A 26,999-nucleotide genomic window follows, 5' to 3' on the forward strand; every position below is an offset into this window, starting at 1 on the left:
GTGTATATCTAGTTTAAGAATTTTTATTAAGTTCAAATAAAACAGTGAAAATGTGTGACAAAAATATCACCGCTGATTAAATACTATAAAATTTTTAATTTTTCTGTATTTTTTATACTGTTGGAACGTTATATCCAGTGTCTTATAAGCGTATTCGTGATGAAATTTATGAGTGTAAATTAGTACTTATTAAAAGTAGATGAAAGGCGATAGTGTTGAAGCACTGTTGGTTTTTATATATTCATCACATCAGTAAAAGCAATAATTGAATATACTGATATCATTAATAATAAAAAAGCCTTAAACCCTAGTAAAGGAGTGTTTTCTCAACATGGATGTTCATTATAGAAAACTTGAAAACATGTATGCCGCTGCACCTATCAATCAGTTTTACTCACCATTGATGACTGTTAGTGAAGGGATGGCTGAGATTGAAATTAATGCCAACTCATCGTTACATCATTCTGCGGGGGCTGTTCACGGCTCAGTGTATTTTAAAATGCTTGATGATGCTGCTTTCTTTGCGGCGAGTTCACTAGAAACCGAAGTGTTTGTATTAACAACATCATTTACGACTTATTTAACCCGACCGATTTCAGAAGGGGCAATGCGGTCAGTGGGAAAGGTGGTAAACCAAAATAAATCTCAGTTTATTGTTGAAGCGGTAGTTTATGATGCTGAAAACAGAGAAATAGGGCGAGGTAGTGGTGTTTTCGTTCGTAGTAAACAGAAACTTGCTGAAGTAAATGGTTATGGTGTTTAAACCATATTACAGATATGAAAAAAGGAGCTAATGAGCTCCTTTTTAAACTATTGCAAATTGGAATTAACGTTCCCAGTATGCTTCTTCCAAACAGTCTTCACGCTCTGGTAGGCCATGAGATAGGCGAGGTGCGTGTTGTATCAATACTTCATAGCTAACACGGTTAGAGTACTGACAAATCTGAGAGAAAGACGAGTACGACAAGAAGTTCGCAGTGTGTTTCGCAGAATTAGGTACATTAACCTTATGGAAACGGTTGGCAGACATATCGTGTAGAAGCGCAGAAAGCGCAGCATCACCTGCACCATTTGTGTTTTTGATCTCAACTGGGCCGCCAAGGTAAGGGGCGATGTGAGAGTAAACACGAATTGGGTTTTCACATGCACTTTTTGCCATTGGGCGGCTGAATTCGTATTTATTGAATTCTGGGATCTTACCCGGAAGAAGTGGCAGTGATGATTCACGCTTTAATGAATCTTCGGTGTAACCTGCCATGTATAAACCAGCAGGACCTGCTGTACACAGAACCATATCAACCCAATCAAGTGCTTTATCAGCAGCTGTCAGTGGATCTGTTTCACCTGTTAATGCTTCTGCTTCTTCTTCGTTCATTGCAACACAGGTTACGTGCTCTTTTAGAAACTCAATCCACCACTCGCGCTTATCTTCGATAACGTATTTAGTACCCATAGTCAGTACTACTGGCACATTGTACTTTTTCGCGTATTCGATAGCTTTAAGTGCTGCATCTTTCATTGGGTCTGTTGGCTTACCACGAACAAGGTAAGTTGATAGCACCAATGCAGAGGCTTTTTTGAATGCAGATTCAGGAATACTTTCTGGACGAAGCTGGTTCATTTGACCTTCGTTAATCGCGAAAGTACGTTCACCATCTTCACTGATAAGCGTGTAGCAACGACCGATAGGACCATTTACTGGCTGTAGATAATCTAAATCCATACGGCTAGAGGTGTTACATAAATAGCGGTATGCGTATGAACCGATTTTTAGATCTTGGCTCATTACACCAAGCAGAATTGACTTATCATCAGCTAATACAGAGTAGTTGTGCAATGTATTACCAATGGTATCACCAGGGTATTCGTGGCTGATAAGCTTACGATCTTTTAATTCTTTATAAAGCAGTTCAGCTTTATCTTCATCAAGAACGACAGATTGTCCCTTAGTAAGAGCATGTCTGGCTAAGAAGCCATCGTCAACGCGAGCTTCAATATCAACTATGGTTTGACCAACACCAATTAGATGTGATTTTGCTAATGGATTGTCTTGTTGAATTTGAACAACTAATGGATCGCGGGCATTGACAGGAAAGTAATGCTTTGACTTACGTTGACCTGGAAATTTCATGTCTTGATGGCTATGGAATTAAGGGATTTTGATTTATTCTAACATAAAAACGCGACTGGAATCTCATTTCTTTGAAATATCGTGTTAATAGATGTTCTTTTGCTGCTTTTTTGAACGAGTCAAATAAAGTTACACAAAAAGAGGCTAATAACTATGCTTTTAAGCTATTTATCAATGTTGTGCATTGGTTTTTGATAGGCGTGAAATAGCCGTTATATTAGCTATTACGGTAATTTATAAATTGTAAAGTTATAAAAAAAGCCGCATTAGCAGCTTTTTTAAGAGAAAAGGTTAGAATCAGTTAAGTCTTTTTAATTCTTCTTGTGCTGATTTACCACCAACAGGGCGGCTGACCGAAATAGAGCGGCCTTTTTTCATGCCTTTTTCATAATCATCGGTAAGTGCTTTCATTGCTTCTTGAAGCTGCTTTTTAAACGTTTCACGATCAAGGTTTTCAAATTGTTTATCAATGTAGTTAGCCATGCGTTGATCATGGTCGTCGTCTGTCGTTAACTCCGGCAGTTTTTCTAATGCACCTTCAAGCCAACCCGCTAAGAAAGAATTTACACGTCGTGTTACTTCCTGTGTGCTAGTACCAGTACCGGCGAAACTGTTTCTGAATTGACCTGTTTGTTGATTCATTTCACGATATACAACATCAAAAGCAAAAGCGGCGAAAATTGCACGTTCAGCCATGCCAATGAACTCAGCTTTTTTTAAACCCTTGTAATTGGTCAGTACACATTCCACACCGAATCGACGATTAATACCGCGAATGATTTTTAAAATCTGTGCACTAATATCACTTGGGAGTAAGGTCTGAGATTTTGTTTTGCCCATTTTGATGAATTCAATATCGTCTTTTTCAAGACCATATTTGAGCATGAGGCGATGGGCCATACGAATAGCTTGCGCGGCTTCATTAACGTTAGCCGAGTTACCTAACTCAAGGCATTTTGCTATTTTCTTCAGCGCCTTTCGCTTTTGTTCAGACATTCAACATACCCACGATTTAAAACAGGGCGCGTATTTTACCGCTTTAGTTGCTTCTACATCAAGCGTAACGGCTCTTAATAGGGGGAATTAATACTAAGAATCGAATATTTATCATAACAACATACTATAACGACAATTTATGCTGATATATTTTTCTTGTTATCTGATTACACGAAACGGAAGATTATCGTGTAATCAGATAGTTGATAAGGGTATCAGTGAAGGTTTCTATTTTAATGCCGCCCGTCTAGCACGGCGTTTAATATTTCCTGTTTTGGTCATAAAATCGAACAGTGGTGCAAACAAGTTAGCAAATAAAATAGCGAGCATAATACCTTCTGGATAAGCAGGGTTAAGTACGCGAATGAATATGGTCATCACACCAATTAAAATGCCGTATGCCCATTTTCCTTTATTAGTAAATGCGGCAGAAACTGGATCAGTTGCCATAAAGAAAGTACCAAAAGCGACACCACCTATTACAAAGTGCCAATAGAAGGGCATTGAGAACATGTAGTTGGTATTTGAACCAATAGTGTTAAGTAGTAAAGAGGTACCTGCGAGGCCGATGAAAACACCTAGTACAATTCGCCAGGATGCAATTCTCATAAAGATTAATATCAAGCCTGTTAGGGCGATAAACAAGGTTGAGACCTCTCCCATAGAACCGGGAATATTACCAATGAAAGCATCAAACCATGAGATTGATTGCCCCGTCATGTTATTCGTCAGTGCATTTTGACCACCTTCATACCACTGGCTGAGTGGTGTAGCCCCTGAATAACCATCAGCTGCAACCCAAACAGCGCCGCCTGACATATTTGCAGGGTAGGCGAAGTATAAAAAAGCACGACCGGCGAGAGCTGGGTTTAAGAAATTTCGACCAGTACCACCAAAGATCTCTTTTGCGACAACAATACCAAAAGTGATACCTAGCGCAGCTTGCCAAAGTGGAATAGTCGGAGGAAGAATAAGCGCAAACAAAATAGAAGTGACGAAGAAGCCTTCATTTACTTCATGCCGCCGAATAATGGCAAATAATACTTCCCAAAATCCACCAACAATAAAGACAGTAAGATAAACAGGGAAAAAGTAACTAGCACCAACTAAAAGATCACTGATCCAACTTGATTGCTGAACTGCGTCGAGAGAACCCCATACCCAGCTAAGTCGCCATGAAGAATCCAATGCTTGCTGAGCCGCCGTCGCATCAAGTCCGTATAACAACGCATTACTGGATTGTTGTCCTATATTGTACATACCCCAAATCATGGCGGGAAAAACAGCTAGCCAAACCATGATCATAATACGTTTCAAATCAATACTATCTCTAACATGAGTAATTCCTTTATTAACTTGTCCTGGGGTGTAGAAAATAGTTTCAACAGCCTCAAACAAAGGATAAAAGGTTTGGTACCGTCCACCAGGTTTGAACTTTGGTGATTGATTATCTAAGAAACTTTTAAGACTCATAACACATCCTCCTATGTAGTATTACGAGCGCACGCTAAAATAGATCGCTTTTTAAGCAAGTTAGTGCTTTTCTTTTATCTAGCACCTATATATTTAATGAAAGATAAAATCAGATTAGCCATAAACACAGACTTTAAGTATAAATAGGCATATCAGGTTGAGAACATATCAACCTTACTAATAACCACAACAATGAGTACTCCCATATGACGACCGATTATGTGTCGATTGATGTGCCTTTTGAGTTTCGTCATACCTGTTGGTTTTGTGGCGAACCTTATTATGAAAGCCATGCTTTTATGGCAAAGCCTAATTATGATGGTCAATCTTCACCGATCATGGTGCCTTGCTGCCAAGAGTGTTTTGGTTTTACAAAAGAGATTAAAGTAAGCAGCCTTGATCTTTTGCGAGATAAAGTGAAAGAGAAACTGCATAAGAAGTATCAAAAGCATTTACAGATTGGCGTTAATTGGACCAAGCAAGAGCTGGAAGAGTGTGAGTTTGAAGGCAAAGCACTTGAAGGTTTTCGTGAAAGCGCATGGGCAATGTTTGAAATTGCCAAAGGGCGTGTTAATTATCGTGGATGGGCGGTAAGTATTGATGGTATTCCTGTTGAAGGCCTAACAACAGCGTTCCAATTTGAATTTGATGGCATTGTGTATACCAGTTTAAATCATGCCGTGATCCAACTGGCTACGGCGTATGCGATCCCACAGCCCTATTTGGAACAGGTCATTGAATTAGTCGGACGCGATAAAATGGCGTATGCCTTGCGTTTTTGTAAAACAAGCTACGGTTATTCAAGTGCTGAAATTGCGGCAAGTTTAGCGAGTTTACGAGCACTGTTAGCGGAAGAAAAAGCCAACAGAAAGATTGAAACTAGCAATAATCGTCGTCGAAAAAACACAAAAGTCGCTATTTCGGAGATTAAAGAGCTGATCTTACATCGCACGATGATTTCACCTTATGCCATTCAATGGGCGCTAGAACATGGTGCAACCACACTGCAATTGTTAGCTGAACAAGAAGAGGCGTTTTTCGAGCATTTTAATAAAGAATCTGAATTAACAGCCTTTACGTATTTTAATGGATTACAGATTTACCTTGAGCAACGAGAGATCGATCCTGAATGGGTCGTTAATTCTGATCCTAATAAGCAGCTATTTGAATCTTAATTGAGTAAATTACAGCCATCAAATGGCTGTAATAGTGAGGGGAGATTGTTGCGCTCTTACTAAGTCAGTTTCAGTGTTTCTATGGTGGAGATTTTCCTTAACCTTATAGAGCAACGGTGTATAGCGCGTAAAAAATGCTATACACCGTTTATATTTGAGTAATCTTTAACACTCGGTATAGACAGAAGAGTGTAATTAAAATAACCCAATCAACTAGCTTTGGGTTATTTCGTGCATCAAACTGTCGATTTGGACAACCACCTTTTTACTTGCTTCTTCCATAGCGTTTATTGCCGTTACCACTTCTGGCATATTGTTCGATTTAGCTTGGCTCATCGCTTCTCGACCCATTTCATGAACTGTTTTATGAGGCTCTTCCATTAATGCATAGCTTCTTAAATGGCTAAATGCTTTACCTTCACCATGGTAGTACCATTGACCTAAACGACACTCTGAGTGGTTATTAACGACTTCATTAAATGCACCACGCTGTAGGAAGCTGTAAATATTATTTTTCCAGATAGCATGATCGAGTTTAACGGTGTCTAAAAAAGCACGCGTTGATGCAATATGAATAACCCGCTGCATATGCTCAGATTGGCCAACGACTTCATTAACAATTGCACCGATTTGAGCAGAAGAAGCTGACACCTCTTCAGCACAAGATTGGTTCTCATTAATCGATGATTTTATTTCATTAACCTGTTTAAGCACTTGGCTAACAAGCGTGTCTATCTGCTCGCTGGCTTCGCTCGCTTTACCTGCCAAATTTCTAACTTCATCGGCTACAACTGCAAAACCACGCCCAGCTTCACCCGCACGAGCGGCTTCAATAGCGGCATTAAGCGCTAACAAATTAGTTTGGTCAGAAATTTCTTTAATCGTAGATACAAGGTGAGAAATAGAAGTGGCGGTTGTATCGAGTATTTGTACAGAGTCAGTGCTCTGAGTTGCTTGGGAGCTGATGTTAACGGCACGATTTTCAAGGCGTGAAAGAGCCTGATGGGTTTGTGAAAACATTTCGTCTAGTTGTTGTAGCTGATGGTTTTCATGTTCCATTGATTGAGCACTTTCAACCATCTCATTACGGATAGTTGCAAGCATGTCGCCACCTTTTAAGCTGCACGATAATAACTCATTACTTTTATAGTTATCCTGCTTAGTCGATTGAATAAGTTGCTGTTTTTTTTGAAGTTTTTCTTCTAGGGTGGTGATATCAGCTTGATACTTTTCTTTAAGGTCTGCTAACTCTTGCTTTAGCGCTTTATTTTCTGTTTCTATTCGTTTTCGTCCAAACATCGTTATCAAACCTTTATTTAGCCGTGAAATACAATGGATCTTCCATAGTTAAAGTAATACTGAGTACTAATAATAAAATTAAGAATATTATCTTATAAATACAATTTTTATACCGTGACTTGTTACAAAAATTTAAAGATTGTGAATAAAAAACAAAGCAATGTGTTGTTAACCAGTTAACAATGGAGTGGGGGGATTGTAAAAGCTTTGTAGGCAGATCAAGTGAAACAGCTTCATTAACAATTGAGTGAAGACATCCAAGCACATTAAAGTGTTTAATATTTTTATTAATTATGGAGTGGTAGGAAAAGACTAGTTAATTCTCTCCCCCACATTTCTATGCGTAAATGAAGTTTATTTAAAATTAAGGAATTCAACACTCTGAATTTTCAAGACGAAAGGGAGTGGTGTTTTGTCAGCAATTAAAAGGCCTATTTGTTTGATATCTTGTGCGGCAAGTTCGGGAGCGCCACTCAGTAACCTTCCTCTAAAAACAGCTTTAAAATTATTAAAGTTAAAAGTTTTACTTTGTTGTCCTTTAATCGTTTCAAATTCATGTTTGTAGTTAATACGGTAGCCATCTTTCCAAGTTGTAAAGCGTAATTGATATGTTCTACCATCACCAATATAGCTGAGGTTTACAGCGTTAATGTCATTAGTTAATGGTGGTAGTAATCTATTTACCGAGCTAAATCCGCCGTTGTTAGCTAATGATAGCTCACCGGTAAATTGACTTATGCTTCCATCATAGCTAAATTTCCCAGTGGAAATACCACCCATTACATCATCATTAACAGTAGTCCAGTATTGATGTTCATTAGGTTGAGTAAAATCAATCATATTGAGCCTTGATGCAAAAGTGTGTTTAGAAAAAATAATACAAGTAACGATCAATACCAACAGTGATAAAAAGTGTTCTAATAAATTATATCGATAAATACTGGATAATTTCATAGAAACCCTACATATTTTCTTTATCGTTCGTGGCGAGCATAGCTAAGCATTGATGAGTAAAATCAGAATAATTTGCAAGTTTATCGTACTCGACGTTGAGAGAGCCATGAAACATAAGTGTTACCGTAACGTCCCTATAATTGAGCCAGCATGTGTAACCGTCATAATCGTGCCAAGCGTATATATCGCCTAGTTTATATCTATTATTGAGCTGTTCTCCTGTTGAGCGAATATAGTCAAACACTCTGAGAAACTCTTTAATAGTCAATTTTCTCTCCATTGTGATCCTAGTTATCTTTATGAATAGATTAATTATATACAACTAAAGATACTACGATTTAAGGATATTAATTGATCACTTAAAATCATTAATGAAAGCTTTAGAAATAATGAGATAAAAATTAAAAAAACATGACGTATTAAATGAATAGCAATGTTACTTTGATAAGGTATTGATAATTTTTAACTATGGTCAAGAGGCAAGTCATGATTTATACAACAACAGAAACAGTTCCAGGTCGGGAAATTGAAACGATATTAGGTGTTGTTAATGGCAATGTTGTTCAGTCTAAGCACGTTGGAAGAGATTTAATGGCGGGGTTGAAAAGTATTGTTGGTGGTGAATTGAAAGGCTACACCGAAATGCTGACTGAAGCACGAGCTATCGCGACGGAAAGATTAGTGTCAGAGGCTAAGAACCTTGGTGCGGATGCTATTGTTGGCGTAAGGTTTACTACTAGCGCTGTTACTGATGGCGCGTCCGAGATTATGGCATTTGGTACTGCTGTTAAGTTACGAACATAAGGATAAGAGTTATCCACTATTTGTCACTTTATACGTTAGCTGAAGTGTTGGAATAGTCTTGTGAAAATTGTCTATTGGTGCCGTTTATTTATAAATACATTCTTATTACATGGATTTTAATGAAAGGAACTAGTATGGAAGAGCTTCAAGGTGGACGACAAGGGCAAATTTTTCTTACTGAAGATGAAGTGTATCGACCAAGTGGTTTCTGGTCAGAGTCCGTTCATAAGTTGTTATACCACCTTGAAAATAAAGGTTTTAATAACACGCCAAAGTTTTTAGGCTTCGACTGCGATGGAAACGAGATATTGTCTATCGTATCTGGGGATGTTTACAATTATCCGTTAGAGGGAAATATTGCCACAGATGAGGCGTTAATTTCTGCAAGTAAGCTTTTACGCCAATACCATGATATTACTGCTTCGTTTATCACTAGCCCATCATTTAAACATTCGCAATGGATGCTACCAAGTAGAACACCATATGAGGTAATTTGTCATGGTGATTTTGCGCCTTACAATGTTGCTTTAGATGGTGTTAAAACAATCGGTATCTTTGATTTTGATACGGCTCATCCAGCGCCAAGGCTTTGGGATATTGCCTATGCTATTTATTGTTGGGCACCATTTAAAACCAATCAATATGATGCTTTAGGAGATTTGGCAGCCCAATCCGTTAGAGCTCGTCTCTTTTGTGATGGTTATGGTTTATCAAATAAAGAGCGCGGAAAGTTAGTTGAAACAATGATTGATAGGGTTCAAACCTTAGTTGATTTTATGCAAAGTGAAGCCAACAAGGGAAACGCTTCCTTTATTGATAATATTAATAATGGTCACCATCTCGCTTATCTTAGCGATATCGAATATTTTAAAACAAATTCTCAATTCATAACGAATAATTTATATAAGTAAAAATTAAGACTTTTATTAATTAAAAGACCTAGGGAATGTAATATCTTGGTCTTTTATTTTAAATACAGAACGTTTATTGATTGTGCTATAAATAATCATTATTTCAGCCCTGTTTTTGTTACTTATCGCATTTTGATTAATCTCATTTGCTCTGTTTACTCGGCCAATTATACTTTTATTCAATCAGTTTATTTTTCCTGCTTTGTCCATACTGAACTCTATATATTTGAAAATATAGCGTTTAGATTATTAATATTTAGCAATTGTATATTACATACGTTGATAGCAATATTTTTAACGAGATGTATCAATAAAGTGTTCAAGGTGTCTCGTGATATATGGTTTCATGAGATGTTAGTACGATTAAATATTTTGATGTTTTAGTGTAATAACTTGTCAGTATATAGAAATGATTATTGAGGCTATATGTTTCGTTATGCCATAGGAGGGCTTGTGAGAAATCTATTATTTTTAATTTTGTTATTGAGTGTCAATGTACATGGTGGTGAAAGTACGCTTTTCTTTGTTGATAAGTCTCGAGCCATTGTTATAGCGGAATCAGCGATAGCTGAAAAGTATGGCGCTTTTGTTGAAAATTATAAAGAGCCTATTTTAGTTCAACACCATTTTAAGAGTCCGGTTGAGCAATCGGAGCATTTACAAGTTCAATTTACCAAACAGGAATCAATAGAGCAATTAGCTAACGGATATGAAAAAATCACCAGTAATAACTTTACTGTTAGGATGGATAAAAGTGGTGAAGTATTAAGTGTGAATAAAGGCTTATCTCTAATGACCTCGAAGAAAAAATAATGATTTATAAACGATAAATGCATTAACACATTATTAATCTTAGTGTGAAAAAAGTGATAAAAAAGCCCGTTATTAAAAAACGGGCTTTCTTTTGTTACATGTATTTATATACGTTTAGATTACTGGTTGTGGCGTGACCAAACCATGGTGTTGCCATCCTTATCAAATGCTAACACTTCATAGGCATCTTTTTTATCGCCATATTCCATACCAGGTGAGCCCATTGGCATACCACCTACAGCAAGGCCAATCATACGCTCAGGCTTACTTTCTAAGAAACGCTTAATTTCAGCCGCTGGAATATGTCCTTCAAAAGTGTAACCTTCAATTTGTGCAGTATGACATGACGCATATTCAGGACGTAAACCCAATTTAACTTTAATTGGTGTTAAGTCTTCTTCGTACACCATATCTAATTTAAAGCCATTGTCTTCCATATGCTTAACCCATTCTTTACAACAACCACAGTAAGGTGACTGGTAGTTAGTGCCAGTAATTGGTGTACTTGCTTGAGCCAATGAGGTAAAAAATAAGCATGTAGCTGCAAAGATATGTGAAATTTTCATCTGTAAATCCTTCAAATTACGCGAAAACTGTCGCGCTAAATAACAAAATAAAGTGGTGGCAAATGCCGATTAGTTATTTTGTTAAACGAGAGGAGGTCTTAGCTGTGTTTCACTAAAATGAACAGGTGTGTGTGTTTGACTTGCATATAATTGAACGTCATTAACAATCGCAGAAAACGCAAAGAAAGTTAACAGTGCGGCTTGTGTTTGTTTGCTCTTGCAATCATCGTCATTACAGCATGATGATTTTTCTTTAACAGTATCGTTGTGAGTGAGTGATATATCATCGATATCGCTCATATCACAAGAGGAAAGCGTCGTTATGTTCGTTGACAACATAGGCATACCTTCATCGCAGCATTGTTCTGGATGGGCTGCTTCTATTAATGGTGTTGTCATTTGAAGGCAATGTATCTGAGGTATTTGATCAAAGCTAATGGTGCGTGCAATTACAGCGTTAGTAAAAACACTGAAAATGATAAATAGTGTGAGGATTGAACTACGACACAACCTAACCATATAAAAGCAAGCATTCCTTACATAACATTAGCTTATAAATATTAATTACTAACAAGTATATATAAACATAATGTAAGTACAATAACGAGGTTGTAACGAGTTGTGTTATCGAAGCAGAGCTTAACGCGATTTTGACATTAATACCTAGTAACTAGGCGTAAACTATTCTGACTAGAGGAAATTACTCTGTTTTAAAATAAAAAATGCGCTGTTAGGGCTAATTATGTTGTATACCGAAAAAGATCGTCAAATTTTGCATGACACATGGATGAGTTATAAAGCAAAAATGCGTATAACTCAGATTGAAATGGCTAAAAAGCTAGGCTTAACGCAACTGGAGTTTTCAGATATTTTACGAGGATCTAAACCGATTGAGCAACAGTTCGTCAATGAGTTTTGCGGTTTATTAAATGTTGACCCTATCTTGATTTTACCGTCACTGCGAGAGCAAATGGCTTCAGGACAAAGCGCTAATTCATCTATTAAGAATACGTTTATTTTTGATGGTGAAATTACTAACGTAACGTATTCGGGTAATCAATTGATTGTTGAATACGAACACAAAGCGACACCTGTACAGTAAGTTAATATCGTGTTGATGTAAAAAGGGCTCTTGCGAGCCCTTTTTTATTATTTCTCAGAATCTACTCGCCACTCGGGTATAAATAAATATAACACTGCGGCAGATAAGATAGATCCCATTACGTCTGATGAGAAATGCATACCTAGCCATAAACGGCTAATACCTACACCTACGGCCCATACTACAAGTCCACCAGCTAATAAATAGTGGCGAGTACGTAATAAGAAGCCGCCCCAAAACAGAATACAAATCGCTGCAAAGATTGTATGCCCTGATGGAAAAGAATAGTTAGTTTCACCTTCCCAACTACGAATACGCCATCGGCTAATATAGGCAGATGCTTTTTTAACTACGTTTTCCTTTTCACTTTTATTCAGCTGATAAAAGTTTTCAGGTGATGGGATTAGGTTTAAACGCTGTAGTTCATAAGTATAAGGACGAGGTATTGCGGTTTCATGCTTTAAGATTGTTTTCGCGCCAAAACTTAATACCAACAAAATAGCGAATTGAATCCACAATTTAATGATTTGTTTTTTAGGTAAACGGAAAAAGACCGGTAATAAACACAGTAGTACGGTTGTGATAAGGAAGAAGGGTTTACCTGCCGTATCCGTTAATAAAGAAAATGATAAACCAGCCGCATCATTAATGGGATCGCTTAACAGAGGTACTGGGAATATAGAGATAGCAATAAAAAGTGCTAATGCAAAAAAAGCTAATGCTAGATAGTTAACAAGTTTTCGAGAGATAAAAAACATCATAGTTAAAGTCAATCAGTAATAGGGTATGGGTAGGTTGACCGCAAATTCTACTGAAAGTGCCATAGTATTGATATTTTATTTTCATAAACCCAATCATTTTTTACGCTAAAAGGAATGCTTAATACCACATAGGAATACCGATTTGTTGTTAGTTATTTTCCGTATTAAACGTGCAAAACGGTAAAATTTATAAAACTGTGATATCCATCACTCAGGATTGTGCTTTTAGAAGCAAACATTAAGAATCCTTAATCTTTTGCTTAATTCCAATTAAGAATCAAAGCGTATCATTAAGTTATTAAAACAATTTACTTTAATTTTAACTTTTAACGTGGAGAAGAGGATGAGCATTCTCGGACATTTCCAAAAGCTAGGAAACGCAATTATGTTTCCTATTGCAGTTTTACCGATTGCTGGTATTTTGCTGCGTATTGGACAACCTGATCTATTAAATATTCCTTTTATTGCAGCTGGTGGCCAGGCTGTATTTACCAATCTTGCATTACTTTTCGCAATGGGGGTGGGTGCCGGATTTTCAAAAGATAATTCAGCAGCAGCAGCGATTGCATCAGCCGTAGGTTATTTCATCCTGATGGCGGCACTTAAAACGTTAAATCCAGATGTTGATCCAGGTGTTGCTGGCGGTATCATTATTGGTGTTTGCGCAGGTCTTCTATATAACCGCTTCAATGCAATCAAATTGCCAGAGTTCCTTGGCTTCTTTGGTGGTAAGCGTTTTGTACCTATAGTAACGGGTTTAGTTGCTTTAGTACTTGCTTACGCATTCAGCATTATTTGGCCTCCAATTCAAGATGGTATCAACCATCTTGGTCAATGGATTCTAACTAGTGGCGTACCTGGTGAGTTCGTTTACGGTGTTGCTAACCGTCTATTAATTCCACTTGGTTTACACCATATCCTAAACAGCATGGTTTGGTTTGTATTCGGTAGTTACACAGCCGCTGATGGTCAAGTTGTAACAGGCGAAATCTCTCGTTTCTTTGCTGGTGACCCTACTGCTGGACAAATCTTAAGTGGTTTCTTCCCTGTTGTTATGTTTGGTTTGCCAAGTGCTGCGCTTGCATTCTATGTAACAGCGAAGAAAGAAAACAAGAAAGTGGTTGGTGGTATGTTGTTAAGTGTTGCATTAACTGCATTCTTAACTGGTATCACAGAGCCAATCGAATTCATGTTCATGTTCCTAGCTCCAGCATTATACGTAGTACACGCTATTTTAATGGGTGTGAGTATTGTTGTTGCATCTTACCTGAATATCCACATGGCCTTTAGCTTCTCTTCAGGCTTGATTGATTACATCTTGAACTACAACGCACCAGCAGCACACAACTCATGGGAAATCATCCCAATGGGTCTTGTGGTTGGCGCAATCTACTTCGTAATTTTCGTTGCAGTAATTAAGATGTTTAATCTTAAAACACCGGGTCGTGAAGATACACCAGCTGAAAACTCAAACCCAGAAGATGATGCTGCAAGCAAAGCGGATTTAGCTAAATCTTACCTAGAAGCTCTAGGTGGTAAGGATAACTTAACTGATATTTCAGCTTGTATCACTCGCTTACGCTTAGGTATTGTTGACCGTGCAGTTATCGATGATGCAAAACTTAAGCAACTTGGTGCTAAAGGTGTAGTGAATGTAGGTTCTAACAACCTTCAAGTTATCCTTGGCCCACAAGCTGAAATTATTGCTAACCAGATGAAGTCACTTTAAGACGTTAACACAAAGAGATTCGTGATTTCATAATTCCCCCTATGGTCACGTTAAACGGCCTACCTTTTGGTAGGCCGTTTTTTGTTTTTAAAAGGTAAAGCTATGATCCTATTACCTGAAAATTATATCTCTTGTGTATATAATGCGAGAATAAGCGCTGAGAAGAAAATGATTAGGTATTAAATGAAAGTTCTCGTTATTGAAGATGATGTCACTACGCGTGAATTTATTGCACAGGGATTGCGAGAGCATGGTTTTGTTGTTGATGAAGCAGAGGATGGTCATCAAGGGTTAATGATGGCAACAAGTTGTGAATATCAACTGATTATTTTAGATCGGATGTTACCTATACTTGATGGTTTAAAAGTACTTGCAGCATTACGAGCAACAGAAAATGAAACCCCGATCCTAATTTTAAGTGCCATGGATAGTGTAGAAGATCGTGTCGCTGGATTAACTGCAGGCAGTGATGATTACTTAACAAAACCTTTTGCCTTAGCTGAACTCATTGCTCGCGCCAATATATTAGTTAAGCGCCATCAGTCTAGTGTGAATATTTCATCTGAATATAGCTATGACGATTTACGGCTTGATATTAAATCTCATCGGGTATGGCGCGGATCTCGTGAATTAAATTTGCAGCAAAAAGAGTTCTTACTACTGCAGTATTTAATGGAGCATGCAGAAAGTGTAGTTTCGCGGATGAGCTTATTTGAATCGGTATGGAGCTACCACTTTGATCCTAAAACGAATGTTATCGATGTACATATCGCAAACTTACGAAAAAAATTAGAAGAAGGTGGAGAGCCAAGTTTGATACATACCGTAAGAGGTGCAGGTTATGTCTTACGCAGGCTCTGATCGATTATCGCGTTCGAGTACTTTTAAAGTTCTACTCTATTTTATTAGTTGTGTTGCCATTATATTTATACTGTTTATTAACCAAGTTTTTGTTAATTCAGAAATGTTTTACCATAAACAGTTAGCACAAGAATTAAGTAATGAAATGGCACTGTTTGAGCGTATGGTTCAAAAAGGTCATATTAACGAGATACCTGATCTTGTTAAAGAGCATCAGCAAATCCAAAATGTGTTTGAGTATAGGATTACCAAGAGACCAGAGGCAAATACTGCGATAACGTACCCTGCAGCATTATCAGATACAGAACTACGTGTTAATCGCTTTCAGAGGACATTAAATTTACGGAATAATAATATACTAATTATTGGTATCAACCCTGAATTAATGCGCTCATACCGAGACAATATGGTACCAATGCTAGTTTCTGGCATTGTTGTTCCCGTGATATTAATGCTAGCGGGCGCTCTATTATTTGCGATTTCTATTTTAAAGAAATTAGAACGTGTTAATCATGGTATGAACCGAGTTAGCCTTGGCGAGAAGGGGGTGAAACTCCCAGTCAGTAAAAATGATGATGAATTTGATGTACTGACAATCCACCTTAACTTTCTTATTGAACAAGTTGAAAAGAAAGAAGAGTCACTAAAGGAACTCTCGGTTGGTATGGCGCACGATTTGCGTACACCAATTGCAAGAATGAAACTTCGGCTTGAAAGCTTACTTGAAAAAGATACGGCGCCGTTTACCAAAGATTTAGAAGCTTGCCATGATGATTTGGAAGTACTACTTAGTATGTTCAATGGCATGTTAGAAATTTCTCATATCAATACAGGTAAACATAAAATTGATAAGCAATGGGTTAGTCTATCCCAAGTTTGCCAAGATGTTGTTGATTTTCTATTGCCTATTTCGGATGAAAAGAAACAGGTTTTATCATTTCGTGAGGATGAGCCATACCATGTAAAAGGTGAACCTAGTTTACTTTTTCGTGCCATTTATAATGTGGTTGAAAACGCAATTAAATATACACCTGATGAGGGAAGTATCGATGTTGTCGTTGATCATTTTGGTGTGGTAGTGATTGATAATGGGCTTGGCGTATCGGATGAAGATAAAGGACGCATTAAAGAGCCGATGTACCGTGCTGATAAAAGCAGGACGCATCAAGGTTTTGGCTTAGGATTATCTCTTGTTGAAGCGGTGATGAAAAGGCATGGTGGCGATTTAGCGTTTAGTGATAATAATCCTGGTTTGCGGGCGCGATTATATTTTCCATTAAAACATGACCATAGAATGAATGATAACTAATAAAAAGCCCGCTAATTGCGGGCTTTTTTAAATACAAAATATGACTAATTTGTTTAAACTTCTTCTGTTTGAAGATTATTGTAATGTTCTTTTTTAGCGTTAAAACGAGAAACTAAATCATCGATACCATCTTGGCAATAAGGTTTTAAGCCACTCATTAGCATACGCTTCCGACCAGTACCCACAATCTCTCCATTTTCTTTAAAACAGAAATTCAGTGTCACGCTTCCACGCTTTCCATCAACATCAATATTTGAACTTGTTAGCTCTACATGGGGTGCAGTTAAATCTAGTCGACAGAACTCAAGTTCCATGCTTTCGTAAATAACTAATGGTCGAGTAGGGTTGATCATCATGTCTTTAGATTTCATCAAAGGCACCATGATATGAGGAAAATTCATTCCTGAAAATTGAACGTAACTTTTAGTTATTTGGGCAATTAAATCTTGGTCATGGGTAATTTCACCAGAACGTGCAAGATGAAGGAATTCCTTACCTTTGCTATCGATTAATGATAAATCAGTATCGGATTGAGTTGAAATACTCAGTTCTGTACTCTCATTTATCATACCAGCAAACGTCACACGCATCTTCTGGCTGATACCAACATTGGCAAGTAAGACAGAAAAAAGTAGATCGCCAGGAACACAGAAGCGCTTATTGTCTGGATCGTGAATAGGGTTGAAATCACCCGCAATTCTTTTTGCAAAATCACTTGCTTGTTCACGAGTAAAAGAAAACTGACCACTTTTATCTGAATAGTATGTATCTAAAAACATGTTACGTATGAATACCTAAAATAGAGACTGCGTCTATTCTACAACATAAAGTGTTGTGTAATGGTCTAGCCAGATGAAAACGAGTAGCTCTTAACTTATGTGTAAATGCAAGAGGTTCTATTCATAATTGACACTTAACGAATTAATATTGCGAACAGTATCACATTAGATTTAATGTTAATTATATAGAAATGTTTGCAGTTTTTTTTGAAAATTTCAACATAATTATTATATTGATTGCGTAATATGCTTAACCACTATTTTTTTAATGTTTTTCCCATGAAATTGATGATTGGCGTAGATCTCAATAAATTATTCGGTATTATCGTTTATCTAAAGAATAAAGAAATCTTTTGTTACAACCTGACATATGATGAAAGGTTTTTATCAACTTCTAACGTGTAGAAGACAGGAAATAAAAAAGTGGCACGGAAGCTACATATAAAAACAAAAAAGCCAAGCTATTTAAAGTAGCTTGGCTGTTTATATTATGGAGGCAGAAACGTTACATGCGTATATCTAATGGAATGATTGTAACTTTATCACCAATTTCTGCATTTACTTGCTCAGGTGCTATTTCAATCAAGCAGTTTGCTTCGCTCATTGAACGAAGTATGCCTGAACCTTGCGAGCCTGTACTTTTTACCACTAAACGGCCATTAGCATCAAAACTCGAAATACCGCGAGTATACTCAGTACGTCCTGAGCGGGAGCGAAGCTTTTCAATCGCGATAGCTTGATGTGTTTTCGGCTGCCAATTGATTTTGCCTTGCTGTTTTCTAATAGCAGGTTCCACAAATTGTAAGAACGCAACCATTACCGCAACAGGGTTACCTGGTAATCCAAAGAATGGCACATTACCAATAGTGCCAAAAGCAAGAGGACGACCTGGGCGCATATTGATACGCCAGAAGTTAATCTTACCTAATTTATTTAACACGGTTTTTATATAGTCCGCATCGCCGACAGATACACCACCAGAAGATAAGATCAAATCAGCTTTCGTGCTCGCTTGTGTTAACGTTTTTTCGAGCGACGCTTCGTTATCATCAATAATACCGAGATCAATAACTTCACAGCCTAAGTTAGTGAGTAGGGCATATAATGTATAGCGGTTTGAGTCATAGATGCAGTTTTGTTTTTGCGTTTCACCCGGTTGCTGAACTTCATCACCGGTAGAAAAAATCGCAACGCGAATTGGTTTGTTGATCGTGATTTTATCAATACCCAGTGACGCCACCATGCCAAGCTCTGGCGCTGTGATTGTCGTGCCTGCTGCAACGGCAATTTGACCTAAAGCGAGATCTTCACCTGCTTGACGTACGTTTTGACCCGCTTTAATGTTACCCATTGCTTTATCAAACGTGACCGTGTCACCTTTCTGGGCTGCTTGCTCACGCATTATGACGGTATCGGCACCTTGTGGAACTGGTGCACCTGTCATAATGCGTACAGCTTCACCATGTTCTAATGGCTTATCGTAACTATGTCCGGCAAGCACTTGACCAACAACATGATAACTTTCACGCTCTATATCATCACCAGAAATAGCATAACCATCCATCGCAGAATTGGTATGTTGAGGAACATTGACTGGTGATAAAATATCGTGTGCGGCAATTTGTCCTAGTGCTTGATATAGATTCACAGACTCGCTGTTATGTAATGGTTTAATCTGCTCAAGAATTTTTTCTCGACCTTGAGTGACTGATAACATGCCATCTGGATTTATATCGCTACAACTTAATGTTTGCGCTTCAGTGTTCGTACTGCTATTTACGTAATCAATAACAAAGTCAGTAATTTGATCAAGATTATTGATCTCCATTTGTGGCAATGCACTTTCAGCTGGGATATTCGCTGCGATGGCAATGATGTTGCTATCTTCTAGGTGTAGCCAAGGTTTGCCGATTTCTTTGCGGTGCAATTCAATTTTAGGGAAATCGAGCTTTTTAAAACCTTCAACCAAAATGAGATCGAGTTCGGTTTGATCTAATTGGTTGAGTAAATAGGGAAGTTGAACTTCTTCTTCCGGTGTTTCTGTCACCAGTGCGCGACGGTAACGAGAAGATATCAGCATTTGGCTTGCGCCAGCTTTACGAAGGCGGTAGCTGTCTTTACCTTCTTGGTCAATATCAAAATTATGGTGAGCGTGTTTTACCACGGCTACACGAAGTCCTCGTTCTACAAGCTTAGGTAACATTGCTTCAAGTAAAGTGGTTTTACCTGTACCACTAAATGCAGCGAAACCAAGTAGCGGTAAAGAAGCGTTAATTTGACTCATGTAGCACTCCAAATTGAGAGAGTTCTTCAGGGGTATTAAGGTTTACAAAAGCATCTGTTTGATCACTAAAATCAACCGTGATCATATTACATTGGCGGTAAAGCAGAATGATTTTTCTATCACCATTAGCTAGAAAGGCTTCAAGCTTAGGTAAAATACGACGGTGAACAAGCGTTACTACTGGTTGAATATGCTCACCATTATGAGCTACAGCAATATCGGTTTCTTTTGTACAAGCGTTTGCCATTCTTGCGACTAAATCATGCGGAAGCTGTGGGCAATCACAAGGCACAAAACCAATCCAGTCGTTATCGATATGAGAAAGTGCGGCATGCATCCCCCCCAAAGGGCCGGGGTAGTCTTTAATGGTATCACCAAAGACTTCACCAAATTCAGCGTAACGTTCATGGTTGCGATTTGCATTGATGGTGATGTGTGATGTTTGTGGGCGCAGCGTATCGATAACATGTTGAATTAATTGCTTATTAGCCAATTTAATTAACCCTTTATCATTACCTCCCATACGGCTGGCTTGTCCACCCGCCAAAATAACCCACTGAGTTTGCTCAGGCGTAGGCATAGTTATCCTTATCTTTTTTAACTAGCTGCAAATCTGCACGCTCAATTAATTTTGTGTCATTGATTGTCCACTGTCGACGGCATAAGTCGGTTAGCTCATTATGCTGGTGGCTAGTGATGACAAGGCTAGAGCCTCGTTCTAATAAGTCTTTTGCCAATACAACTTGGCGGCTAATGGATTCTTTATCCATACTTGCACTGGATTCGTCCATCAATAATACACTTGGCTTTAATACCCATGCTCGTGCCATTGCTACACGTTGGCGCTCACCGCCAGACAACACAGATACATGTTCATCGGCAAGGGTTTCTAACCCAACCATTCTTAAGGCATTAATGGCTTCATTACGGCGTTGTTGACGATCTCTAATAATATATTTTAAGCCATAACAAACATTATCAAACACTGTTCCATCAAACATATAAGGGGTTTGATGCATGTAGATAATGCCATTTTGATAACAGCCTCCAAACAAACGACTTAACCAGTGGTGTTGAGTATTGATTGTTCCAGTGGTTGGCTTTTGTAATCCTGCGAGTACTTTTAAAAGCGTTGTTTTTCCAACACCATTATCACCAGTAAGATAAATCGCATCTTGTGGTTCTAACTTTAACTGAGGAATATGGAAAAGTAGGCGATGTTTAAAACGAACAGAAAGATCTGTTGCCTCAATTGAAATATGCATCATATCAATACCCTCAGCTTAGTTCGTACGCAAGTGGGCTTTGCCACGAGAGATCGATAAAATAAAGTTTAGTCCGAGAGCAAGAATTAATAAGACCATTCCCAAGGCAACGCCTTGTGCAAACGCACCTTTAGAGCTTTCCAATGCAATGGCTGTCGGAATATTTCTGGTTGAATTTAAGATGTTGCCACCCACCATCATTGAGCAACCCACCTCAGTGATAATACGGCTGAAAGAGGCAACAATTGCAGCTAATAGTGGAAAACGGCTTTCCCACATAAGGCTCATTAGCGCTCGAGGGTAGCTTGCACCTAATGAAATAGCAGTTTCCCATGCACGACGGTCACTATTTTGGAAGGCGGCATGCATCATAGATATTAAGATTGGAAAACAAATTAATATTTGTCCAAGAATCATCGCTCGCTGAGTAAACAGCATTTGCCAGTCACCTAAAGGTCCTGAACGCGATAGCAACATATACAACAATAAGCCAATAACAACAGTTGGAACGGATTGCAGTGTATTAACAAAAGAAAGTATTAGCCATCGACCTGGAAGTTTTCCATAAGCAAGGGCGAAAGCAACTAATAAAGAAGGAATTAATACAATAGCAATGGCTAACAGAGAAACTGAAAAAGAAACACCAACAATGCCCCATAGCGAGCTATCTCCACTAAACAGAAGTTGGATTGCTTGTTGCGTTGTTTGCCAAATATTCATTGTTATTTTATTTCTAATATTTAATTGGTTACGCCGAACATGGTCTTATTTCATTATAACAGAATTGTTAATTAGATAAGAGAATGTGTTCGGCGTAAAATGCTACAAAATCAAATAAAGCTAATTATTTATTGTGTGATTGCATCTGCAACAAATAGTTGTTCGCCATGACGCTGGTAACCATTGATCATGGTTTGTGCTTTAGAGTTAACTAACCAATCGCTGAATGTTTTTGCACCTTGGTAGTTAATGTCAGGGTAACGGCTAGGGTTAACTAAGATCACTTGGTATGGGTTAAATAAGCGTTTGTCACCTTGAACCATGATTTCTAGGTGTAGTTTATTTTGGTAAGCAAGCCATGTACCACGGTCAGTTAGAGTGTAAGCTTGTAATTCAGATGCCATGTTTAATGTTGGGCCCATGCCTTGACCAACAGCTTTGTAGCCACCGAAGTTAGGTTCCATTTTTGTTTGTGCCCAAAGATTAAGCTCTTTTTTATTGGTACCAGAATCATCACCACGAGACACAAACACAGAATTTGTTTCGGCAATATTAACCAGTGCGTTAGCAACGTCTTTATCACCTTTAATTTTTGCAGGATCTGCCTTTGGACCAACAAGCACGAAGTCGTTGTGCATTAGTTTGCGAGGAAGGATACCGAAACCACCATCAACAAATTTGGCCTCTGCTTTAGGTGCGTGAGTCATGACTAAATCAACATCACCATTTTCGCCCATGCGTAGTGCTTTGCCTGTACCCGCAGCTAGAACCTCAACAGTGTAGCCCGTGTCTTTTTTAAACGCTGGTAAAAGGTAGTCAAGAAGCCCTGAGTGGTAAGTACTGGTTGTCGTTGCTAAACGAATTGTTTTGTTTTCTTGGTTATCGGTTGCGGCATGGCTAAGGCTTGCTGCAGCTAAGCTTAAAACAACTAAACTCGTCTTGAAAAAATTCATAAGATTCCTTGATTTACAGACTCAACATAAAATAAAAAAGAGATGATTTGAGACATTCCGCCTCAATAAATAGCTTATGCGCCTATAAGCAAATAAAATGCCAGAAGCGATAAGATTTATATTATGTGAATATTTATTCTGTAATTTGTTGATTATAATGTTTTATTTTTTCTTTTTTGCGCTGCGTCATCTTTATGCTTCAAATCTGTTTTGACATTGATCTTCACTGTGAGACAAAATGTCGCATCTTTTTTATGGGTAATAATGTCCCTTTATGTCTGATCTTGAATTAAATACACCTTGGACTGCCGTTTCTGTATTGGTTGTCGATGATGAACCGGGTATGCGTGCCATTTTAAAAAAAGCATTAAGTAAAAAGTTTGCTCAGGTTGATACCGCAGGCAGTATTGAAGAAGCCGAAGAAATAAGAAAACGCTGTCATTTTGATTTATTAATAGTAGATATAAATCTTCCAGGGCGCTCAGGAATTGAATGGCATGAAGCGTTTGATCCAAATACGCGTCGTAGTGATGTTATTTTTATGACAGGCTATGCAGATTTAGACATGGCGATTCAAGCATTGCGTGCAGGGGCATCAGATTTCATCTTAAAGCCGTTCAATTTAGAACAAATGATGCAGTCAGTAAGCCGTTGTATTGAACGTCGATTAGTTGAACGTCAAAATTTTGCACTCCAACGCGATGTAGAACGCAGTTATCCCGTTGATATTATCGGTGATGCTACAAGCACCCAAAAAATGAAAAAACTGATCACCCAATTAGCGCCATCTATTGCTGCTGTATTGGTTGAAGGTGAATCAGGCACCGGTAAAGAGCTGGTGGCACGTGCGCTTCATCAGCTAAGTAAACGTACAGGACCATTTGTACCTCTAAACTGTGGCGCGATTGCACCTGATTTATTGGAAAGTGAATTGTTTGGTCATGTTTCTGGCGCTTTCACTGGTGCTAAAAAAGGGCGCGATGGTCTATTTCGGGTAGCAAATAACGGTACACTGTTTTTAGATGAAATTGGTGAAATGCCGTTATCCATGCAATCTTCGTTATTACGTGCGCTTGAGCAAAAAGCAATACGACCAGTAGGTGCTGAGCGAGAAGTGAATGTTGACGTGCGTATTGTGGCAGCAACGAATAGGAATTTGAAAAAAGAAGTCGAAGAAGGACGCTTTCGTCAAGATTTGTACTATCGCTTAAATGTTCTCACCATTGAATTACCCGCATTACGTGAGCGTATAGAAGATATTCCAGCGTTAGCTCACCACTTTACACAGCAGCTTTCGAAAGATTTAGGAATGAAGCCAATTAATTGGGCACATGAAGATATTCTAGCAATGCAAGCTTATCAATGGCCGGGTAATATTCGTGAATTACGTAATATGATGGAACGTTGTATTTTATTGGGTAAATCACCTTCTGAGTATTGGCAGGAATTAAATGGGGATGTGCCTGCAATATCATCGCCAGAGAAAACGCCGACTGTATTAAATAGTGATGAGAAGCGACCATGTCAGTGTCACGATGGTGAACAAGAGCAATATTGTTACCCAGTAGACTGGACGTTAAAAGATGTCGAAAAAGCGCATATTATGCAGGTAGTAGATTCAAACGAGGGTAATAAGTCTGCGGCAGCTCGTCAGCTTGGTGTAGCGCGTAAAACGTTAGAACGTAAATATAAAGAATGGGCTGAAGAATCGGCATCATGCGAATAACCAAAGCGTTAATGCATCCCAAAGCTTTTATATTATTATGGCTAAGGCGGTTTCGAACTATGGTTCGTTATCGTCTGTTAGTCTTAACATCTGTTCCTATTATCATCACATTATTTGCGTTAATTGGTTTAACTTTTTATTGGACTGTTACTTACACTTGGCAAAATGCGCTAATGAATGTAAGGGCAGATTTAGCTGTTGCTCACCATAGTATGGAATTATTACAAAAAGAGCAGCGAATGGAATTGCAGTCAATGGCTGACTCTTATGATTTCCAATATCGTTTACGCTTTGATGAATCCTCCTTAAGTCACTGGGTACGCTCTGAAAACCAGCAATATAATCTGGATTTTATCGTGCTTCACCCTGCATCAGCATTGGGTGAGTTCTCTAAGCAAGAGCGCCGTCTGTTACTTGAAGGAAAAGAGCAAACATTTTTTCAGGTACTAGATCGTAGAGAACTTGCAGGATTGAATAGTGATTTACCTGCTCGCGCGCAAGTGCCACTGCTCAAAGAAAATAAGATAGAGCAGAAGGGGTTAGTGAGTCGAAGCTTGATTCCCATTTTTAACAGTGAAGGGCACCTTCAATGGATTCTTGATGGCGGTATATTACTCAATAATAGTACGGAACTGGTTGATCGAATTCGTAATTTAGTTTTTGCGTCTGATACGTTACCTACTGGCAGTATTGGCACTGTTACTATCTTTATGAATGATGTTCGTATTAGTACAAATGTACCATTAGATAGTAAAAATTTGGTCGGTAGAGCGGTTGGTACTCGTGTATCAGATGAAGTGAGCCGTGAAGTGATTACGTTTGGAAAAACCTGGGTTGATAGAGCTTATGTCTATGATAGTTGGTATGTTTCTGCTTATGAACCTTTACGCGATATAAACGGTAAAGTGATTGGTATGCTTTATGCGGGCTATTTACAATGGCCACTGATCAAGACCTTTTTAACGAATATTATTGAGCTCGGCATTGGTATTATTTTGGTACTGGTTATCTCTGGTATTGTCGTTTATCGGGGATCACGTGATTTGTTTTTACCGATTGAAAAAATCTATCAAGTAGCAAAATTAGTTCAGATGGGTTCTGATCGTCGAGTGGGTAAATTAGACGTTTACCCTGATCACGAACTGCAAATTTTGGGTAATCAGTTTGATACCATGCTGGATCAGCTTGAACAGCGTAATCAAGCGATAAAGCAGGCTGCTGTGGAATTAGAAGAAAAGGTTGAGCAACGTACTCATAGCTTGCACCATAAAACTGAAGAATTAGAGCAACATATTAAACTGCTTAATCAAGCAAGATCTAAGCTGGTGGTGAGTGAAAAATTAGCTGCACTGGGGGAACTGACAGCAGGTATCGCTCATGAAATTAATAATCCTCTTGGGGTTATCTTAGGTAATGTTGAATTGATCCAATTTGAGTTAGGGGATAATACGGTTCAAGTTCAAGAAGAGTTAGATGCAATCCATGCTCAAATTGACCGTATACGTAATATTACTCGAAGTTTGTTGCAGTACAGTCGTCAGGGTGGCGTACAAAATGAAGTGACATGGCATCACCTGAACCAGATTGTTGAAGAGAGTTTAACTTTAGTACGCTCAGGAACAAAAAAGCTATCAATCACTTTTGTTGTTGAACTTAATGCGAAATGCAGCGTGGAAGTTAATCGCCATCAATTATTGCAAGTGTTAGTGAACCTTCAAATGAATGGTATTCATGCCATGGACGATAAGGGGCGATTAATCATTAGAACAGAAGATTGGATTGATGAGCAGGGGCTATCTATTGGTGCAATTGTTCGTGTCATTGATCATGGCTGTGGTATTGCGAAAGAAAACTTAGAGCGAATATTTGATCCATTCTTTACTACTCGTCGTTCTGGTACCGGGCTTGGTCTCTCTGTTAGCCAAAGTTTAATTGAAGATATTGGTGGAGAGATAACGGTTGAATCTGAGGTGGGTCAAGGTACAACGTTCTCTGTCTACTTAAGACAAAAAGCGTCAACAAGCAATGATCTAGATTTATTGATGATGTCTTAGCTTTATTACAATACTTAGCTTTATTACAACAAAAGCCCCTTGGTATTTATTTAAATAAGAAAAATACCAAGGGGCTCTTTGTTATATATGTACTTTAGAAATTACATGAACGATAAGCCAATAAATAGAAAGGCTAGAGAGGTAAGAGAAATACGAGTGATTAAACTCAGGTGGGTAGGGTTGATCATTTCTTGATGCTGCATAGGCGCTCCTTCTTTAACACTAATTTAAGCATAGTCGAAGAATGGCGTAAATGTGTGTTTTTTTCTTAAATAATAATAGTCTAGGAAGGTTGTGAGAAAAATACTTAATACAGGTTTAAAAAGCAGTATAT

At 38.2% G+C, this 26,999-nt stretch carries 26 protein-coding genes; 11 read left to right on the plus strand and 15 right to left on the minus strand.

Annotated features, from left to right (window positions below; all coding sequences use genetic code 11):
* The first annotated feature begins 331 nt into the window (after positions 1-331).
* Complete coding sequence (locus CTN01_RS17610) at positions 332-763, plus strand: PaaI family thioesterase (RefSeq protein ID WP_045147733.1); 432 nt, start codon at positions 332-334, stop codon at positions 761-763.
* Positions 764-826: 63 nt separating this feature from the next.
* On the opposite strand, the gene CTN01_RS17615 is transcribed toward CTN01_RS17610, so the two are convergent.
* The 3 genes from CTN01_RS17615 to CTN01_RS17625 all read right to left on the minus strand — a co-directional run bounded on the left by CTN01_RS17615 (position 827) and on the right by CTN01_RS17625 (position 4,600).
* Positions 827-2,131, minus strand: coding sequence for an inosine/guanosine kinase (locus tag CTN01_RS17615; protein WP_045147732.1), 1,305 nt, complete (start codon positions 2,129-2,131; stop codon positions 827-829).
* Positions 2,132-2,428: 297 nt separating this feature from the next.
* On the minus strand, positions 2,429-3,127 hold the full coding sequence (locus CTN01_RS17620; protein WP_045084145.1) for a DUF2786 domain-containing protein: 699 nt from the start codon (positions 3,125-3,127) through the stop codon (positions 2,429-2,431).
* A 228-nt stretch (positions 3,128-3,355) separates the two neighbouring features.
* Positions 3,356-4,600, minus strand: a complete 1,245-nt coding sequence (locus CTN01_RS17625) for an NADH:ubiquinone reductase (Na(+)-transporting) subunit B (protein ID WP_005367679.1) — start codon at positions 4,598-4,600, stop codon at positions 3,356-3,358.
* Positions 4,601-4,806: 206 nt separating this feature from the next.
* On the opposite strand from CTN01_RS17625, the gene CTN01_RS17630 reads away from it, so the two are divergent.
* Entirely contained in the window at positions 4,807-5,775 is a 969-nt protein-coding gene (locus tag CTN01_RS17630; RefSeq protein WP_045147731.1) for a hypothetical protein, read from the plus strand.
* Positions 5,776-5,988: 213 nt separating this feature from the next.
* Here the strand turns inward: CTN01_RS17630 and CTN01_RS17635 are convergent, their stop codons facing one another.
* The 3 genes from CTN01_RS17635 to CTN01_RS17645 form a co-directional block, all read right to left on the minus strand.
* Complete coding sequence (locus CTN01_RS17635; RefSeq protein WP_045147730.1) at positions 5,989-7,074, minus strand: methyl-accepting chemotaxis protein; 1,086 nt, start codon at positions 7,072-7,074, stop codon at positions 5,989-5,991.
* 354 nt (positions 7,075-7,428) lie between these two features.
* A complete protein-coding gene (locus CTN01_RS17640; RefSeq protein ID WP_045147728.1) occupies positions 7,429-7,914 on the minus strand; it encodes a CIA30 family protein in 486 nt (161 codons plus the stop codon).
* A 121-nt stretch (positions 7,915-8,035) separates the two neighbouring features.
* Positions 8,036-8,308, minus strand: a complete 273-nt coding sequence (locus CTN01_RS17645; protein WP_045128992.1) for a DUF3081 domain-containing protein — start codon at positions 8,306-8,308, stop codon at positions 8,036-8,038.
* 206 nt (positions 8,309-8,514) lie between these two features.
* Here CTN01_RS17645 and CTN01_RS17650 point away from each other — a divergent pair, with 206 nt between their 5' ends.
* The 3 genes from CTN01_RS17650 to CTN01_RS17660 all read left to right on the plus strand — a co-directional run bounded on the left by CTN01_RS17650 (position 8,515) and on the right by CTN01_RS17660 (position 10,556).
* Entirely contained in the window at positions 8,515-8,832 is a 318-nt protein-coding gene (locus tag CTN01_RS17650) for a heavy metal-binding domain-containing protein (protein ID WP_045147727.1), read from the plus strand.
* A 134-nt stretch (positions 8,833-8,966) separates the two neighbouring features.
* A complete protein-coding gene (locus CTN01_RS17655; protein WP_045147725.1) occupies positions 8,967-9,743 on the plus strand; it encodes a phosphotransferase in 777 nt (258 codons plus the stop codon).
* A 453-nt stretch (positions 9,744-10,196) separates the two neighbouring features.
* Positions 10,197-10,556 (plus strand): hypothetical protein, encoded by a 360-nt coding sequence (locus CTN01_RS17660; protein WP_146150434.1) that lies wholly within the window; start codon positions 10,197-10,199, stop codon positions 10,554-10,556.
* 119 nt (positions 10,557-10,675) lie between these two features.
* Here CTN01_RS17660 and CTN01_RS17665 read toward each other — a convergent pair whose 3' ends face one another.
* Together CTN01_RS17665 and CTN01_RS17670 are read right to left on the minus strand one after the other, a co-directional pair.
* Complete coding sequence (locus tag CTN01_RS17665) at positions 10,676-11,122, minus strand: DUF411 domain-containing protein (RefSeq protein ID WP_045147722.1); 447 nt, start codon at positions 11,120-11,122, stop codon at positions 10,676-10,678.
* A gap of 81 nt (positions 11,123-11,203) precedes the next feature.
* Positions 11,204-11,521 carry a hypothetical protein gene (locus CTN01_RS17670; RefSeq protein WP_244155969.1) on the minus strand — a complete coding sequence of 106 codons (318 nt, stop codon included), beginning with the start codon at positions 11,519-11,521 and terminating at the stop codon, positions 11,204-11,206.
* Between the two features lie 343 nt (positions 11,522-11,864).
* Between CTN01_RS17670 and CTN01_RS17675 the strand changes: the two genes are divergently transcribed.
* Positions 11,865-12,224 (plus strand): helix-turn-helix domain-containing protein, encoded by a 360-nt coding sequence (locus CTN01_RS17675; protein WP_045084134.1) that lies wholly within the window; start codon positions 11,865-11,867, stop codon positions 12,222-12,224.
* 47 nt (positions 12,225-12,271) lie between these two features.
* Here CTN01_RS17675 and CTN01_RS17680 read toward each other — a convergent pair whose 3' ends face one another.
* Positions 12,272-12,985 carry a phosphatase PAP2 family protein gene (locus CTN01_RS17680; protein WP_045147720.1) on the minus strand — a complete coding sequence of 238 codons (714 nt, stop codon included), beginning with the start codon at positions 12,983-12,985 and terminating at the stop codon, positions 12,272-12,274.
* Between the two features lie 343 nt (positions 12,986-13,328).
* On the opposite strand from CTN01_RS17680, the gene nagE reads away from it, so the two are divergent.
* From nagE to CTN01_RS17695, 3 genes are all read left to right on the plus strand, one after another.
* Entirely contained in the window at positions 13,329-14,714 is a 1,386-nt protein-coding gene (gene nagE / locus CTN01_RS17685) for an N-acetylglucosamine-specific PTS transporter subunit IIBC (RefSeq protein ID WP_045147718.1), read from the plus strand.
* 183 nt (positions 14,715-14,897) lie between these two features.
* Positions 14,898-15,575, plus strand: coding sequence for a response regulator transcription factor (locus tag CTN01_RS17690; protein ID WP_005367748.1), 678 nt, complete (start codon positions 14,898-14,900; stop codon positions 15,573-15,575).
* Positions 15,556-16,884 carry a sensor histidine kinase gene (locus CTN01_RS17695; RefSeq protein WP_045084132.1) on the plus strand — a complete coding sequence of 443 codons (1,329 nt, stop codon included), beginning with the start codon at positions 15,556-15,558 and terminating at the stop codon, positions 16,882-16,884. Before CTN01_RS17690 ends, CTN01_RS17695 begins: the two co-directional genes overlap by 20 nt.
* A 53-nt stretch (positions 16,885-16,937) precedes the next feature.
* On the opposite strand, the gene CTN01_RS17700 is transcribed toward CTN01_RS17695, so the two are convergent.
* The 6 genes from CTN01_RS17700 to CTN01_RS17725 form a co-directional block, all read right to left on the minus strand.
* Positions 16,938-17,663 carry a DUF3581 domain-containing protein gene (locus CTN01_RS17700; RefSeq protein WP_045147716.1) on the minus strand — a complete coding sequence of 242 codons (726 nt, stop codon included), beginning with the start codon at positions 17,661-17,663 and terminating at the stop codon, positions 16,938-16,940.
* Positions 17,664-18,168: 505 nt separating this feature from the next.
* Positions 18,169-19,947 (minus strand): bifunctional molybdopterin-guanine dinucleotide biosynthesis adaptor protein MobB/molybdopterin molybdotransferase MoeA, encoded by a 1,779-nt coding sequence (locus CTN01_RS17705; protein WP_045147714.1) that lies wholly within the window; start codon positions 19,945-19,947, stop codon positions 18,169-18,171.
* Positions 19,934-20,527, minus strand: a complete 594-nt coding sequence (gene mobA, locus CTN01_RS17710) for a molybdenum cofactor guanylyltransferase MobA (protein WP_045147712.1) — start codon at positions 20,525-20,527, stop codon at positions 19,934-19,936. The genes CTN01_RS17705 and mobA overlap by 14 nt, the downstream gene beginning before the upstream one ends.
* A complete protein-coding gene (locus CTN01_RS17715; RefSeq protein ID WP_005367760.1) occupies positions 20,514-21,215 on the minus strand; it encodes an energy-coupling factor ABC transporter ATP-binding protein in 702 nt (233 codons plus the stop codon). Before CTN01_RS17715 ends, mobA begins: the two co-directional genes overlap by 14 nt.
* Before the next feature lie 15 nt (positions 21,216-21,230).
* Positions 21,231-21,932: an ABC transporter permease gene (locus CTN01_RS17720; protein WP_045147709.1), complete on the minus strand. Its 702-nt coding sequence runs from the start codon at positions 21,930-21,932 to the stop codon at positions 21,231-21,233.
* 128 nt (positions 21,933-22,060) lie between these two features.
* A complete protein-coding gene (locus CTN01_RS17725) occupies positions 22,061-22,885 on the minus strand; it encodes an ABC transporter substrate-binding protein (protein ID WP_045128982.1) in 825 nt (274 codons plus the stop codon).
* A 274-nt stretch (positions 22,886-23,159) separates the two neighbouring features.
* Between CTN01_RS17725 and CTN01_RS17730 the strand changes: the two genes are divergently transcribed.
* Positions 23,160-24,611, plus strand: coding sequence for a sigma-54-dependent transcriptional regulator (locus tag CTN01_RS17730; protein WP_045147707.1), 1,452 nt, complete (start codon positions 23,160-23,162; stop codon positions 24,609-24,611).
* A gap of 59 nt (positions 24,612-24,670) precedes the next feature.
* Positions 24,671-26,665, plus strand: coding sequence for a sensor histidine kinase (locus tag CTN01_RS17735; RefSeq protein WP_080896153.1), 1,995 nt, complete (start codon positions 24,671-24,673; stop codon positions 26,663-26,665).
* Positions 26,666-26,999 lie beyond the last annotated feature (334 nt).

The organism is Photobacterium angustum (assembly GCF_003026365.1).
Taxonomy (GTDB): domain Bacteria; phylum Pseudomonadota; class Gammaproteobacteria; order Enterobacterales; family Vibrionaceae; genus Photobacterium; species Photobacterium angustum.